This window comes from Paractinoplanes rhizophilus (assembly GCF_042664765.1).
Classification (GTDB): Bacteria; Actinomycetota; Actinomycetes; order Mycobacteriales; family Micromonosporaceae; genus Actinoplanes; species Actinoplanes rhizophilus.
On sequence record NZ_JBHTBJ010000019.1, the window covers coordinates 1 to 13,697 of the forward strand.

At 70.7% G+C, this 13,697-nt stretch carries 13 protein-coding genes and 3 pseudogenes; 9 read left to right on the top strand and 7 right to left on the bottom strand.

The genetic code is table 11. The annotated features are described in order from the left end of the window. The first annotated feature begins 253 nt into the window (after positions 1-253). Both ACFQS1_RS23805 and ACFQS1_RS23810 read left to right on the top strand, forming a co-directional pair. Positions 254-604, top strand: a complete 351-nt coding sequence (locus tag ACFQS1_RS23805) for a group II intron maturase-specific domain-containing protein (protein WP_378972093.1) — start codon at positions 254-256, stop codon at positions 602-604. A 107-nt stretch (positions 605-711) separates the two neighbouring features. After that, positions 712-1,443 (top strand): annotated as a pseudogene (locus ACFQS1_RS23810) (AAA family ATPase); the annotation flags it as partial. A 38-nt stretch (positions 1,444-1,481) separates the two neighbouring features. Here ACFQS1_RS23810 and ACFQS1_RS23815 read toward each other — a convergent pair. Then, on the bottom strand, positions 1,482-2,399 hold the full coding sequence (locus tag ACFQS1_RS23815) for an SDR family NAD(P)-dependent oxidoreductase (RefSeq protein WP_378972096.1): 918 nt from the start codon (positions 2,397-2,399) through the stop codon (positions 1,482-1,484). A gap of 102 nt (positions 2,400-2,501) precedes the next feature. Between ACFQS1_RS23815 and ACFQS1_RS23820 the strand changes: the two genes are divergently transcribed. Beyond that, a complete protein-coding gene (locus ACFQS1_RS23820) occupies positions 2,502-3,341 on the top strand; it encodes a helix-turn-helix transcriptional regulator (RefSeq protein ID WP_378972098.1) in 840 nt (279 codons plus the stop codon). A 30-nt stretch (positions 3,342-3,371) separates the two neighbouring features. Here the strand turns inward: ACFQS1_RS23820 and ACFQS1_RS23825 are convergent, their stop codons facing one another. Then, positions 3,372-4,268: an alpha/beta hydrolase gene (locus tag ACFQS1_RS23825; RefSeq protein ID WP_378972101.1), complete on the bottom strand. Its 897-nt coding sequence runs from the start codon at positions 4,266-4,268 to the stop codon at positions 3,372-3,374. Continuing rightward, positions 4,265-4,987, bottom strand: a pseudogene (locus tag ACFQS1_RS23830) (MBL fold metallo-hydrolase); the annotation flags it as partial. The pseudogene ACFQS1_RS23830 and the gene ACFQS1_RS23825, both read right to left, overlap by 4 nt. 292 nt (positions 4,988-5,279) lie before the next feature. Here ACFQS1_RS23830 and ACFQS1_RS23835 point away from each other — a divergent pair. Continuing rightward, positions 5,280-5,609 carry a winged helix-turn-helix transcriptional regulator gene (locus tag ACFQS1_RS23835; RefSeq protein WP_378972103.1) on the top strand — a complete coding sequence of 110 codons (330 nt, stop codon included), beginning with the start codon at positions 5,280-5,282 and terminating at the stop codon, positions 5,607-5,609. Positions 5,610-5,663: 54 nt separating this feature from the next. Here the strand turns inward: ACFQS1_RS23835 and ACFQS1_RS23840 are convergent, their stop codons facing one another. Both ACFQS1_RS23840 and ACFQS1_RS23845 read right to left on the bottom strand, forming a co-directional pair. Beyond that, positions 5,664-6,161, bottom strand: a complete 498-nt coding sequence (locus ACFQS1_RS23840; RefSeq protein ID WP_378972105.1) for an LURP-one-related/scramblase family protein — start codon at positions 6,159-6,161, stop codon at positions 5,664-5,666. 95 nt (positions 6,162-6,256) lie between these two features. Next, positions 6,257-6,862 carry a hypothetical protein gene (locus tag ACFQS1_RS23845; protein ID WP_378972107.1) on the bottom strand — a complete coding sequence of 202 codons (606 nt, stop codon included), beginning with the start codon at positions 6,860-6,862 and terminating at the stop codon, positions 6,257-6,259. A gap of 198 nt (positions 6,863-7,060) precedes the next feature. Here ACFQS1_RS23845 and ACFQS1_RS23850 point away from each other — a divergent pair, with 198 nt between their 5' ends. Further along, positions 7,061-8,851 (top strand): glycoside hydrolase family 6 protein, encoded by a 1,791-nt coding sequence (locus ACFQS1_RS23850; protein ID WP_378972109.1) that lies wholly within the window; start codon positions 7,061-7,063, stop codon positions 8,849-8,851. A 128-nt stretch (positions 8,852-8,979) separates the two neighbouring features. Next, entirely contained in the window at positions 8,980-9,729 is a 750-nt protein-coding gene (locus ACFQS1_RS23855) for a PP2C family protein-serine/threonine phosphatase (RefSeq protein ID WP_378972112.1), read from the top strand. A gap of 365 nt (positions 9,730-10,094) precedes the next feature. On the opposite strand, the pseudogene ACFQS1_RS40680 reads toward ACFQS1_RS23855, so the two are convergent. Together ACFQS1_RS40680 and ACFQS1_RS23860 are read right to left on the bottom strand one after the other, a co-directional pair. Next, positions 10,095-10,331, bottom strand: a pseudogene (locus ACFQS1_RS40680) (carboxypeptidase-like regulatory domain-containing protein); the annotation flags it as partial. A 159-nt stretch (positions 10,332-10,490) separates the two neighbouring features. Beyond that, entirely contained in the window at positions 10,491-11,303 is an 813-nt protein-coding gene (locus ACFQS1_RS23860) for a PaaX family transcriptional regulator (RefSeq protein ID WP_378972114.1), read from the bottom strand. Between the two features lie 57 nt (positions 11,304-11,360). Here ACFQS1_RS23860 and ACFQS1_RS23865 point away from each other — a divergent pair, with 57 nt between their 5' ends. The 3 genes from ACFQS1_RS23865 to ACFQS1_RS23875 are packed head-to-tail and all read left to right on the top strand — an operon-like array spanning position 11,361 to position 13,694. Beyond that, positions 11,361-12,362 carry an SDR family NAD(P)-dependent oxidoreductase gene (locus ACFQS1_RS23865; RefSeq protein WP_465263216.1) on the top strand — a complete coding sequence of 334 codons (1,002 nt, stop codon included), beginning with the start codon at positions 11,361-11,363 and terminating at the stop codon, positions 12,360-12,362. Position 12,363: 1 nt separating this feature from the next. Then, positions 12,364-13,230: an amidohydrolase family protein gene (locus ACFQS1_RS23870; RefSeq protein WP_378972117.1), complete on the top strand. Its 867-nt coding sequence runs from the start codon at positions 12,364-12,366 to the stop codon at positions 13,228-13,230. A gap of 11 nt (positions 13,231-13,241) precedes the next feature. After that, positions 13,242-13,694 (top strand): MaoC family dehydratase, encoded by a 453-nt coding sequence (locus ACFQS1_RS23875; RefSeq protein WP_378972119.1) that lies wholly within the window; start codon positions 13,242-13,244, stop codon positions 13,692-13,694. Positions 13,695-13,697: the final 3 nt, after the last annotated feature.

Below are 13,697 nucleotides of genomic sequence, written 5' to 3' on the forward strand. Positions count from 1 at the left end.
ACCACTGCGACCACCCCAGAAAGAACTCACGGAAGTCATCGTCCCAACCCGATACCTGCTCAGCCGTCACCACACCCGACAAACGACTCACAACCACACGAAGTGGCGACCTGCCGTAGCAGTACTAGGGCTTCGGTTGCATCCGGACAAGACCCGGATAGTTGATCTGCGAGAAGGCCGGGAAGGTTTCGACTTCCTCGGATGCCATTTCAGGGCTCGGATGTCGGGGCGATTGTGGGAGCAGAAGCGCATCGTGCGTTACTACCTGCATCGGTGGCCGGCGGTGCGGGCGATGAAGCGGCTGCGGGAGAAGGTCGGAGCCCGGACCGGTCGTAACCGCACAGGGGTGCGAGATGTCCGCACTGTGATTGAAGAGCTCAATCCGATCCTGCGTGGGTGGGGCAACTACTTCCGGACGGGTAACGCCGCCGACAAGTTCCGGCAGGCTGACGAGTACGTGGTGTGGCGGCTACGCACCTTGATGATCAGGAAGCATGGTCGCAACCTGCGAGCTGGCCAGGCCCAGCAGTGGAACGAGGACTGGTTCAACGGGATGGGTCTGTACCGGTTGCGGGGCACCATCCGATATCCGAGGACGGTGTAACCCATGCCAGGAAGATCATCGGTAAGCCGTATGCGGGAAAACCGCACGTACGGATTGAAAGGGGGAAGGGGAAACGGGCTCACCGAGCACCGCGCCCCGGACTACCAATGACCCGGCCTCGGACGGTGGTCCTCAACGGTGATCTCGGCGGCGGCAAGACCACCGTGTCGGTGATGCTGGCCGAGCGGCTCGGGGTGCGCCGGGTCAGCGTCGGCGATCTCTACCGGCAGATGGCCGCCGAGCACGGCATGACCGCGCTCGAGTTCAATCTGCACGCCGAGCTGGACGACAAGATCGACCACTACATCGACCAGCTTCAGCACGACATCGCGGCCTCCGGCGAGCGGCTCGTGGTCGACAGCCGGCTGGCCTGGTTCTTCTTCACCGACGCGCTGAAGGTCCACCTCGTCACCGACCCGGTCGTGGCGGCCCGGCGGGTGCTCGGGCGGCCGGCCGACGCGGTGGAGAGCTACGAGGACCTCGACGAGGCCTGCCGGCAACTGGCGGCCCGCAGCGAAAGCGAACGCGAGCGTTTTCTTTCCCGGTACGGCGCCGACAAGACCCAGCTGCGCAACTACGACCTGATCTGCGACACCACGCGGGCAACGCCGGCCGAGATAGTTTCGCGAATACTTTCGGCGCTCGACGCGTCCCGCGGCGGCCGGCCGGCGTGCTATCTCGACCCCGGCCGGGTGCGGGTCACCGCGGAGACGCGGGAGGACGGCGAGATCGTCGTGCGTCACCGCGCGCCGCATTTCGTGGCGGTCCAGGGAAACCGGCGGCTGGCCGCGGCGGCGTGCGGCGGCGAGACGCTGACCCCGATGCGGTTGGCTCCGGACCCCGCACCCTGACTCAGTTCCGGGCCCGGGCCGGTGACTCAGTTCCTGACCTGGGACAGCAGCTCGGCCGTGGCGTCCCAGAGGCGGCGTTCGCGGGCCCGGTCCTGGGCCATCGCGTGCACCTCGGTGACCTTTCCGCGCACCACGAAGGCGCCGTCCCGCAGCGACGCCCACTTCGGGTCGAGCGCCATCGAGGCCAGGATCGGGCCGGAGCTCGCGGGCGTGGCCACGCCGGGGATGCGGGCGATCGCCCGCATGACTGCCCGCAGGCCGGCGGGAGCGTCGCGGCCGAGGGCGGTGCCGGGCATCCAGCCGGGCTCGAAGACCGAGACGCCGACGCCGGCGGGCGCCCGGCGCTGCAGCTCGTGGGCGTAGTAGAGGATGGCCAGCTTGGCGTTGGAGTAGGCGACGCCGGAGGCGGTCATGCCGGGGTGGGCGTCGCCGGTCGCGGGCCGGGCCAGCTCGACCGGGTCGCGCCACTGCGCCTCGGGGACGTTCAGCAGGCGGCGCCAGAAGTTGGCCCGGTAGGTGTTCGAGCCGAGCAGGACGATGCGGGCGGGTGCGGTGAGCGACGTCAGGAGACCCTCGATGAGCTGGGCGTGGGCCAGGTAGTTGACCGCGAAGGTCAGCTCGTGGCCGTCGGCCGAGGCGCGGCGGGTGTCGGCGGACATGGCGCCGGCGTTGCCGATCAGGGCGGACAGCGGGCGGACGGCGCCGGTTTCCAGGAGGTTCCGGACGGTGGCGGCGGCCTCGCGCACGTCGGCGAGGCGGGACAGGTCGGCGGGGATGGTGTGGACCCGGGCGCCGCGGGCACGGGCGTCGCCGGCGACCGCGGTGAGGCCGGGGCCGCCGCGGCCCACCAGCAACAGGTCGGGCCGGGCGGGGTGGCCGGCCAGGGCCGGCGTGGCGGCGCGGCCGAGTCCGCGGGTCGGGCCGGTGATCAGCACAGATGTCATGAACCGAGCGTGGAACCGCGGCCGGGCGTCAGCCAGACGTCCGGTTTTCGTAGGACCGGCAGGGCCAGGACAACCGCGGCGGCGGCGCGGAGACTGGGAGCCGTGGAGAGCTGGGAGTTCGGGCGGACGTTGCGGCGATGGCGGGACCGGGTCGCGCCCGGGGCGGTGGGCGTGCCGGTCGGGCGCCGCCGCCGGGCCAGCGGGCTGCGGCGCGAGGAGCTGGCGGGCCTCGCGGGCATCTCGGCGGACTATCTGACCCGGCTCGAGCAGGGCCGGGCCACCGCGCCGTCGGCGCAGGTCGTGGAGGCGCTGGCCCGGGCGCTGCGGCTGCCGGACGGCGAGCGTGACCTGCTCTATCGGCTGGCCGGGCACGCGGCGCCGGGCCTGGATGTGGTGCCGTCCCGGGTCACGCCGAGCGTGCAGCGGCTGCTCGACCGGCTGGCGCACACCCCGGTCGTGGTGCACGACGCCTCGTGGACGCTGGTCACGGCGAACGCGCCCTACGACGCGCTGATGGGCGACACGACGGCCTGGCGCGGGATCGAGCGGAACGCGATCTGGCGTAACCTCGCCGGGCCGGGCGGGCGGGTCGTGCACACCGCGCGGGAGCAGGCCGAGCACGAGGCGCGGCTGGTCGCCGACCTGCGGCTGACGGCATCGCGCTATCCGGCTGACCGCGGGCTGAAGAAACTTGTCGGCGAACTTGCGGCGACTTGCCCGCGGTTCACGCGACTGTGGGAGGCCGACGCGCCGCCGCTGCCGGACCCGTCGAAGCGGAAGGTCGTTGACCACCCGGCGGCCGGCCGCATCACGCTCGACTGCGACACGCTGGTCGTGGCGGCCGACGACCTGCGCATCACGGTCTACACGGCCGAGCCGGGCACCGAGGACGCCGAGCGGCTGGCGCTCGCGATCGTCCTCGGCACCCAGACCCTCGTCTGATCGCGACGCCGTCCGGTCACGGCAGCAAGCTCATCGACGGTCCCCGCCCGGCGGTTCCGAGGTGGCGTTTCCGAGGTGGCCATGCAGGAACGTCGCGGCCGCGTCGGCGGCCTGGCCCACGTACGGCTCCACGTCGTACAGATCGATGTGCTGCCCGGCGTCCAGCCACCGCATCTCCTTCGGCCCCGTCGCGCCGGCGTAGAGCGCCTCGGCGAGCTCCGGCGCGCAGTACGCGTCGGCCCGGCCGTGCACGACCAGCAGGGGCGTTGCGGTGAGCAAGGGCGCGGCGCCGAGCGCATCGAAGGTCATGAGCGCGTGGAGCGACCCGTAGGTGACCCGGTTCTCCCAGTGCTCAGCCGCCGACCGCGGCGTTCCGTAGTAGGCGAACGGCTCGTCGCCGGGCATCGCCGCGATCGCGCCGCCCGGGGCCACCGCAGGCAACTCTTCGTCGTAACGCTCGACGAACGACTCGAGCGCCCGGCGATAGCCGTCGGGGTCGCCGGAGCTGAACCGGGCGGGGCTGTTGTAGGCGCCCGCGATGCCGACGACCGCACCGATTCTCGGGTCGGCGGCCGCCGCCCGAACCGCGTAACCGCCGCCGAGGCAGATTCCGGCGACCGCCACCCGGGCCGGGTCGACGGCCGGGTGCCCGGCGAGCAGGCTCACGGCCGCGCGCAGGTCGGCGAGTTTGCCCTGGCTGTCCTCGTGCGCCCGGCGTCCGCCGCTCTCCCCGAAGCCACGGTGGTCGAACGCGAGCGTGGTGAGGCCGCGCTCGTGCAGACGCGCCGCGTAGGTGCCGACCACCTGCTCCTTGACACCGGTGAACGGGCCGGTCAGAACCACGGCCGGAGACCCGTCGCCGGCCACCGTGAGGTTTCCGGCCAGTGTGACGCCGTCGGCCACGAAGGTCACCCGCTCGGTGCTCACGCCACTGCCGTCCCGGCCGGCGCCACGCCCGCCCCGGCCGGCGCCACGCGCGCCTCGGCCTCGGCCAGCTCCGCCGCCACCGCGTCCGCACCCAGACCGATCATCCACGTCAGCGGCGCGCCGGGCAGGAACCGGGTCATCACGGCGGTCAGCTCCCCGCGTTGCGCATCGGTCAGCGCCGGCGCTCCGCCGGCGAGCCGGCCGACCGTTTCGCGGTACATCATCAGGTATCGCCGCTGGTCGGCCAGCATGCCGACGCCACCGGGGGCGCCGTGACCCGGATGCAGAGTGAAACCGTCGAGCTGCCCGGCGACGCCGTCCAGCGCCACGAGCCAGCTCTCCCCGTGCCCGTCGGCGGTGTACGGGTGGGTGCCGTTGAAGGCCAGGTCGCCGATGAACGCGTGGTCGTCGAGGACGAGGTAGGAGTCCGCATGGCTCTCCGCCGCGCCGACGGAGTGCACGGTGAAGCGGAGCGTGCCCAGCTCCACCGCGTCTCCCGTCGACAGCCGCCGGTCCGGCACCCGGTGCTCACCGGGCCATTCGGCGCCGTACACCGGCTGCCATTGCGCGCGCTTCGCGCCGGCGATCCGGGCGATCGTGTCGGCCACCTCGGCGGTCGCATACACCGGCACGTCGTCGCCGGCGAGCATCGGCAGGCCGTTGAAATGATCCGGATGAGCGTGTGTCACGAACACGCCGAGCAGTGGCTTGTGCAGGGGCCTCGATCCTGGCCCGGAGCGCCCGGATGTCGGAGAGCAGCAGGTTGGCGTCGACGAGCACGACGCCGTCGGCCGCCTCGATCAGATAGCTGTTGACGAACAGGCCCGCTTCGGCGGCCGTGTAGGTGTGAATACGATATCGGGACGTGCGGTCGGACATGTCGGCCGTGTTCCTCTCCACGTTTACCTTCGACCGAACGCTAAGCCGCGCACTGCCCCGCGGACAGAAGGCACTTTTCGGTGCCCTTCGACGATCCCTCGCGGCATAGTGCGATTACTCGGGAGGCCGCACATGTCACTGGTGGTTCCGGAAGTGCTCGAGGAAAGTTGCGCGACGCGGCAGGCGCTCGAACGGCTCGCCTCGAAGTGGCGGGTGTTGCTTGTCTACGCGCTGCTCGCTGGCCCCCAGCGACATGCTGAGCTGCGGCGACGGGTGGAAGGAATTTCGCAGAAGGTGCTGACCGAGACGCTGCGTGACATGGAACGAGACGGATTGGTGGAGCGCCGAGTAGTGAAGGAAACGCCGCCTCAGCATGTCGAGTACGCATTGACTGATCTCGGCAAGACGTTGCAGGAACCACTGGCGGCCATCTGCGCCTGGGCGACGCGGACGGCCGTCTGATCGAGATTCAGGCACCGGCGCGCACAATCGGCACGCCCCGAGCGCGAAGGGCGTCTAGTCCGACGGTTTCGCGTCCTTCTCGCGGTCCAGCGCCAGATCAAGAGCCAGGACACTGGCGATGACGAGTAGCGGGTTCACTCCCGCCGCGACCTGGACCGCGTACGTGTCGCGCACGGTCAGCCAGCGCTTCGACACCGCGGCCACCTGCTCGCCGTCCTGCTCGATGACGTATTCGTGGTCGAGCAGATCGCCCTTCATCTCCAGGTCGTCGGGGCCGGGGACGTCGATGGTGAACTTGTCGCGGAACGGCGTGAAAAGTTTCTTGCGAACCTCGGCCGCCGTCTCGCCGCCGATGCGGATCTCGTAGGTCGGGCGCAGCGCGATCAGCTGCCGGTGCACCGACGCGACCTCCTCGCCGGCCGGGTCCTCGATCACCACCCGCCCGCGGACGCTGAACACCTTGCCGTCGACGTGGTAAAGCTTGGCGCCGTGCTCGTCCAGCACGTCGAAGTCGTCGCCGATCGCGAAGAAACGTTCCCTGATCAAGTACATGGAAAGATTCTCCACCCGCCGGCCCGGCGGCCGGGGACGGCCCGGCGGTGCACCGAGCCGGTCCGGAGCGGCGGGCGCGGCCGTCGCTGCGGTTGCTAACGGGCGAAACCTCGTACGTCATCTTCCTGGTTTTGATTGCGGGCCTGGGCCACGTCGGCGAGCAAGCGATCCCACTCGGCGTCCTCGCGCAGCGGAATCCGCTCGGTCGCCCGCGAGTTCGTGTACTCCCACCAGGCCGCGACCCGGACCGGCCACAGGCCCATGCGGATCGCGCCGCGCAGGAAACATCGGTGCGCAAGCAGCGTCGCGGCCAGCATGCCGGGGTCGAGAGTTTCGTTGTCGATCGCCTTGCCGAGGGCGCGGACGTCGCGGTGCATCTCGGAGTACGCGATCAGCGACGGCATCGCCGGCACCACCAGCTCGGCGTCCTCGGCGATCAGGTCGTCGGCGTAGGAGGGGGTGAACACCAGGTCGTCGACGGTCACGATGAGCGGGAGGATCTCGCGGCCGCGGCGCACGTCGAGCTGCACGGCGGGCGCCTGGGTGGGCACGAAGACGTCGGCCGCCTCGACCACGTCGCCGGGATCGAGCGACGCGGTGTCGCCCAGCGCCGGCACGTGGATGTGCAGAGCACCCCGCCGGATCGTCACCTCAAGGCCGGGGACCTCGGCCAACGCCTCGGTCAGTTCGTAGCTCCGCATGCGCCCGTTATACGTCACCGGCGCGAAAGGCTCGCGGCGGACGGAACAAATGTTTCTGCGGAGTATCCGGGTCATTGCGGTGGGAGCGCTCCCATGTAATGCTGTGCACACAGCCGGGAGCGATGCCCCTCGATACGCGAACGGCTGATCCCCCTGGCGCCAGGGTGCGCCACTTCGCATGTCTCGAGGAGCCACCACATGAGACCTGTCCTCATCCGCGGACTGACCGCGGCGGCTGCGGCCTCACTCGTCACCGGTCTGGGCATCTTCGCCGCGACCAGCGCGAGTGCGGCCGCCGGCTGCCGGGTCGACTACACGGCGAACTCCTGGAACAACGGCTTCACCGCGAATCTGAACGTCACCAACCTGGGCGACCCGATCTCGGGCGGCTGGAACGTCACCTGGACGTTCCCCGGCAACCAGCAGGTCACCCAGGGCTGGAGCGCGACGATTTCGCAGTCCGGGGCGAATGTCACGGCGAGAAACCCCGACTGGGCCACCGGGATCGGCACCAACGCGAGCGTGACCTTCGGCTTCAACGGCAGCTACTCCGGCACCAACACCTCGCCGGCGTCGTTCAAGCTCAACGGCGTGACCTGCACGGGCACGACCGGCCCGACCACCACGCCGCCGACGACGAGGCCGACCACCCCGCCGACGACGAGGCCGACCACGCCGCCCACCACCCCGCCGACGACGCCGCCGACCAGCGGCCCGACCGGAAACCCGGGCCAGCGGGTGGACAACCCCTACGCCAACGCCAAGGGTTACGTGAACCCGGAGTGGAAGGCGCACGCCGAGTCCGAGCCCGGCGGCAGCCGCGTCTCCAACAACCCGACCGCGGTCTGGCTCGACCGGATCGCCGCGATCGAGGGCACCGACGACTCCAGCTCCAACGGCTCGATGGGCCTGCGTGACCACCTGGACGCCGCTCTCGCCCAGGGCGCCGGCTACATCCAGCTGGTCATCTACGACCTGCCCGGCCGCGACTGCTCGGCGCTCGCCTCCAACGGTGAGCTCGGGCCGGACGAGCTGCCGCGCTACAAGTCGGAGTACATCGACCCGATCGCCGCGATCGAGGGCGACGCGAAGTACCAGAACCTGCGGATCATCAACATCGTCGAGATCGACTCGCTGCCGAACATCGTCACCAACACCGGCGGCCAGGCCGGCGCCACGGCGATGTGCGACACGATGAAGGCCAACAACGGGTACGTGCTCGGCGTCGGCTATGCGCTGAACAAGCTCGGCGCGATCGGCAACGTCTACAACTACGTGGACGCCGCGCACCACGGCTGGATCGGCTGGGACTCGAACTTCGGCCCCGTCGCGGACATCATGCTGCAGGCCGCGCAGGCCTCCGGCAGCGTCAACAACGTCACCGGCTTCATCACCAACACCGCGAACTACTCGGCGCTGCAGGAGCCGTGGATCCAGCCGAGCACCACGGTCGGCGGCCAGAACATCCGGCAGTCCAAGTGGATCGACTGGAACCAGTACACCGATGAGCTGACGTTCGCCCAAGCGTTCCGGCAGAAGCTGGTCTCGATCGGCTTCAACTCCAACATCGGCATGCTGATCGACACGTCCCGCAACGGCTGGGGCGGCTCGGCCCGCCCGACCGCGGCGAGCACGTCGACCAACGTGGACACCTACGTCAACGAGTCGCGCATCGACCGTCGGCTGCACGCCGGCAACTGGTGCAACCAGTCCGGCGCCGGCCTCGGTGAGCGCCCGAAGGCCGCCCCGGCCTCCGGCATCGACGCCTACGTCTGGGTCAAGCCCCCGGGCGAGTCGGACGGCTCCAGCACCCTCATCCCCAACGACGAGGGCAAGGGCTTCGACCAGATGTGCGACCCGAGCTACGGCGGTAACGCCCGCAACGGCAACAACCCGAGCGGCGCGCTGCCCAACGCTCCCATCTCGGGCGCGTGGTTCTCTGCCCAGTTCCAGCAGCTGATGCAGAACGCGTACCCGCCCCTTTCGTAACCCGCCCCCATAACCGCCGGGCCCCGCTCTCTTCCCACGAGGAGCGGGGCCCGGTGTTTTCTCGCGACACGCCTCCGCGATCGGTACCCCGGCGCACCCGCGCCGGGAAAGTCGGCTAGGAAAGGGACGTGGAAATTTCCAAGGTCGCCTGGTCCGCGGCGGGCCGGCGGCTCACCGCCGCGGCCGGGTCGGTGACCGGCAACCGGTACCAGGACAACTACGACGTGCTGCACCTCGATCCGGGCCGGGCGCTGGCGGTGGTGGCCGACGGCATGGGCGCGGGGCCGGGCAGCGCCGCCGCCGGCCGGACGGCCGTCGACGTCTTCGTTCGCGACGTGCCGGTGGGTTGCGTTCCGGCCGCGCTGCGGGTCGCGGTCGATCAGGCCCAGCAGGAGGTACGCCGGGCGGCCCGCACCCTGGACGAGCTGACCGGATGCACGCTCACGGCGTTCGTGGCCGACACCACCGCGGGGGCGTGGATCGTGCAGATCGGCGACTCCCGGGCGTACCGGTTGCGGGGCGGCCTGCTGGAGTTGCTGACCGCCGATCACACGGTCGCCTGGGTGGGGTTGCTCCACGGCTGGTTCGCGCACGACTCGGACGACGCCCGGATGGCGCGCTACCGCCTGACCCGTTACGTCGGTCACCCGGAAAGTCCCGAGCCCGACGTCCTCAACGTTTCGCTCCGGCCCGGCGACATTTTCCTGCTCTGTTCCGACGGGGTGAGCGACCAACTTTCGTTCGAGCGGCTGATCCAGTTGCTCGGCACCAACCCGGACCCGGCGGCCGCGGCGCACTTCATCCTGGAGGACACCCTCGAGGCCGGCGGCGCCGACAACGCCACCGCCGTGGTGATCAAGGTCGAGCCGGCGATCTGAGCCGGCGATCCGAGCCGGGCCGCGCCGTCGTTGCCGGACCGGACGGCGTCGTCCCCGGACCGGCGTGGCGCCCGGCCCGGGGACGACGGAGGCGGGTCAGAGGGGCAGGAGCTGGTCGTCCACGGTGGTGACGGCGCCGAACTCCAGCGAGAACGAAGCGGGGCAGGTTTCGCGTCGTCGCGGACGCGGACAGTGTCGGCCTCCGCGTACGACCGGGCCTGGTGCGCCCACTGAACCTGGTCCTCGGCGGTGCGGAACCAGACCTTGATCTCTCCGGGGGTCAGCTTGTCGAAGCGGTACCGGCCGCCCGAGTTGCCGACGCGGCCGGGCGCCCACTCGAACCAGCCGCCGAGGCCGATCTGGATCTGGTAGCCGCCCTCGTCGAGGCCGGTGACCCGGAACTTTCCGGCGGCGTCGGTGTGGGTGACGGCAACCGGGGCGCCGCGCCGGGTGGGCGGGTAGACGGTGATCTCCGAGTTGGCCAGGACGGCGCCCTTGGTGTCCCGGACCGAGCCGCAGAGGGTGCCGGTGCCGGTGCCGGTGCCGGTGCCGGTGCCGGTGCCGCGGCTCGTGCCGGCCCGCGCGGGCGAAGGTGATGGCATAGATCCGGGAGTGTCCTGATCGGAGTTCGCCGGTGTCTCAACCGAATCCGGCCGCGAAAGTTGCCGGAAAATCCTGTCGTTCGCCTGGCTCCGGACGCGAAAGTTGCCGGAAATCCGGCCGGCTCCGGGCGCGAAAGTTGCCGTCTCCGTGGATCCGGATCAGCCCGGCGACGACAGCGGAAGCGTTTCGAGCAGGTCGCCGGCCACCGCCCGGGCCGGCTCCCGGTACGCCTCCGCCAGCGCGCGGAAAACTTTCTGGGCGCGGGCGGCCGGCCAGCCGGTGGGCAGGTGCTCGACGGGCAGGCGGGGATCGCGGCGGATGGCGTCGAGCCACTCCGCCAGCAACCGCAGGCGCTCGGCGAGCGGGTCGCCGGTCGTCTGGGCGCCGGTCGTCTGGGCGCCGTCCCAGCGGCGGAGGAACTCCTCGTACCGGGCGCCGACCTCGGCGATGTCATAAGCGTCGCCGACCAGCTCGGCGATGTCGGTCGTTTCCTCGGCGCGCGCGAAGAAAACGCGGGCGTGCGCTTTCAGGCCGAGCGACGAAACTATCCCGGCCGCGTCCACCCGGCCGGGCGCGATCCACAGGCCGCCCTGCACCCGGCCGAAGCCCGACCAGGCCAGGCGGGAGCGCAGGTCGTGCCGCTCGCGCTGCATCGACTCGGGCAGCGAGAAGCTCAGCAGGGTCCACGTGCCGTCCCACCGGTCGTTGACCGCGCCGTCGTGCCAGATGCGGGCGCGGCCGTCCCGCAGGATCGCCGACGACCGCTCGGTGAGGCCGAAATACATCTTCCGGCCGGCCCGCCGGCGGTGCAGCAGGTCGCGCCCGACCATGCGGCTGAGCGTCGAGCGGGTGGCGTGGGCCGAGACGCCGGCTCGCCCGAGCGTGTCGATGATGCCGCCGGCGCCCAGGCAGACGCCCTCGTCGAGCGCGTAGGTGCCGAACAGCATGAGCATCAGGTCCTGCGGCTGCATGCCGCGATATTAGGCACATTGTTGACGGCCGTTAAGCAGACGCCTAACTTCGGAGGCGTGGATGACATCGAACTCTCGGGCAAGGTGGCCATCGTCACCGGCAGCGGTCGCGGCCTCGGCCTGGCGTACGCGAAAGCTCTTTCCGCCGCCGGCGCGTCGGTCGTGGTCAACGACGTGGATCGTGCCGCGGTCGACGAGGCGGTCGCCGCGCTGCCCGGCCCCGCCGTGGGGGTGACCGCGGCGGTCGGCGACAGCGAAAGCGCCGATCGTCTGGTCGCGGCCGCGGTGGAAAGTTTCGGGCGGCTCGACATCCTGGTCACCAACGCCGGCATCCTGCGCGACCGGGTGCTGTGGAAGATGACCGACGACGACTTCGACGAGGTGATCCGCGTCCATCTGCGCGGCACCTTCACCTGCGCCCGGGCCGCCGCGGTGCGGATGCGCGAGCAGGGCGAGGGCGGCCGGATCATCCTGATCTCGTCGCCGGCCGGCCAGCGCGGAAACTTCGGCCAGACCAACTACGCCGCCGCGAAGGCCGGGATCGCGGCGATGGCCCGCACGTGGGCGATGGAGCTGGCCCGCAACGAGATCACCGTGAACGCCGTCGTGCCGGTGGCCACGACCGCGATGACGCGCACGATTCCGGCTTTCGCGCCGCTCATCGAGGAGTCCGAGCGCACGGGCGAGCCGCTGCCCGCGTGGGTGCGCCGCGACGAGGGCCTCGGCAGCGTCGACGACGTCACCGGCCTGGTGGTCTTCCTCGCCTCCGGCGCGTCCCGCGGCATCACCGGGCAGGCGATCGGGGTGGGTGGCGACCGCCTGGCGCTCTGGGCGCATCCGCGGGAGAAGAGCGTCGCTTTCCGCGACGGCGGGTGGAGCGCCGCGGCCATCGCCGCCGGGTGGGCGTCGGGTTTCGGTTCCGATCTCGAGACGTACGGGATCCCCGCCCCCAAGCCGCCGGTCCCGCAGGAGCAGGGGGCCTCCGCGCCGTCCGCCGGACCGGGTGCTCAGGGCCAGGGGTCCGCCGGACCGGGCGCCGGCAGCGGCATCGGGGCCTGACGTGGATCTCGAGTCGCTGGTCGCGATCGACGTGCACGCACACGCCGAAGTGGGGCGGGACGGGCACACCTCGCTCAGCTCCACGCTGCTCGCCGCCTCGGAGGCGTACTTCAAGGCGCACGGGCACCGGCAGCCGACGGTCGACGAGATGGCCGGATACTACCGCGAGAGGCGGATGGCGGCCGTGGTGTTCACGGTCGACGCGGCCGCCGCGACCGGGCATCCGCCGATCGCGAACGAAGAAGTCGCGGAAAGTTGCGCGGCGCACCCCGACGTGCTGATCCCGTTCGCCAGCATCGACCCGCACCGCGGCCGGGCCGGCGCCCGCGAGGCCCGCCGGCTGGTCGAGGAGCACGGTGTGCGCGGATTCAAGTTCCATCCGAGCCTGCAAGGTTTCGCGCCGGACGACCGGATGGCGTACCCGCTGTACGAGACGATCGAGGAGCTCGGCGTGCCCGCGCTGTTCCACACCGGGCAGACCGGGATCGGGGCCGGCGTGCCGGGCGGCGGCGGGATCCGGCTGCGGTACTCGAACCCGATGCTCGTCGACGACGTGGCCGTGGACTTCCCGGAACTGCGGATCATCCTGGCCCACCCGTCGTTCCCCTGGCAGGACGAGGCACTTGCGGTCGCGACCCACAAGCCGTACGTGTATATCGACCTCTCCGGATGGTCGCCCAAGTACTTCCCGCCCCAGCTGGTGCGTTACGCCAACACGTTGTTGCAGGACAAGGTCCTGTTCGGATCCGACTACCCGGTGCTGACCCCCGACCGCTGGCTCGCCGACTTCGACCGGCTCGACATCAAGCCCGCGGTCCGCCCCAAGATCCTCAAGTCCAACGCCGCCCGGCTTCTGAACCTCGCCTGAAGGAGATCCCCATGGTCACAGTGAACGGACTCGACGAGCTGAAAGGCCTGAGCGGCAAGGACCTCGGCTACAGCTCCTGGCTCGAGGTCACCCAGGAGCGGGTGAACACGTTCGCCGACGCCACCGGCGACCACCAGTGGATCCACGTCGACGTGGAACGGGCGAAGGCCGGGCCGTTCGGCGGCCCGATCGCGCACGGATACCTCACGCTGTCGCTGGTCATCCCGCTCTTCGGCGAGATCCTCAAGATCGAGGGTATCAAGATGGGCGTCAACTACGGCCTCGAGAAGGTGCGCTTCCCGCACCCGGTGCCGGTCGGCTCCAAGATCCGCCTGAACGCGAAGGTCGTGTCGGTCGAGGACGTCGCCGGCGGCACGCAGAGCACCTTCGACTTCACCGTCGAGATCGACGGCGTGGCCAAGCCGGCCTGCGTGGCCCGCACGGTCTACCGGCAATACGTCTGAGCC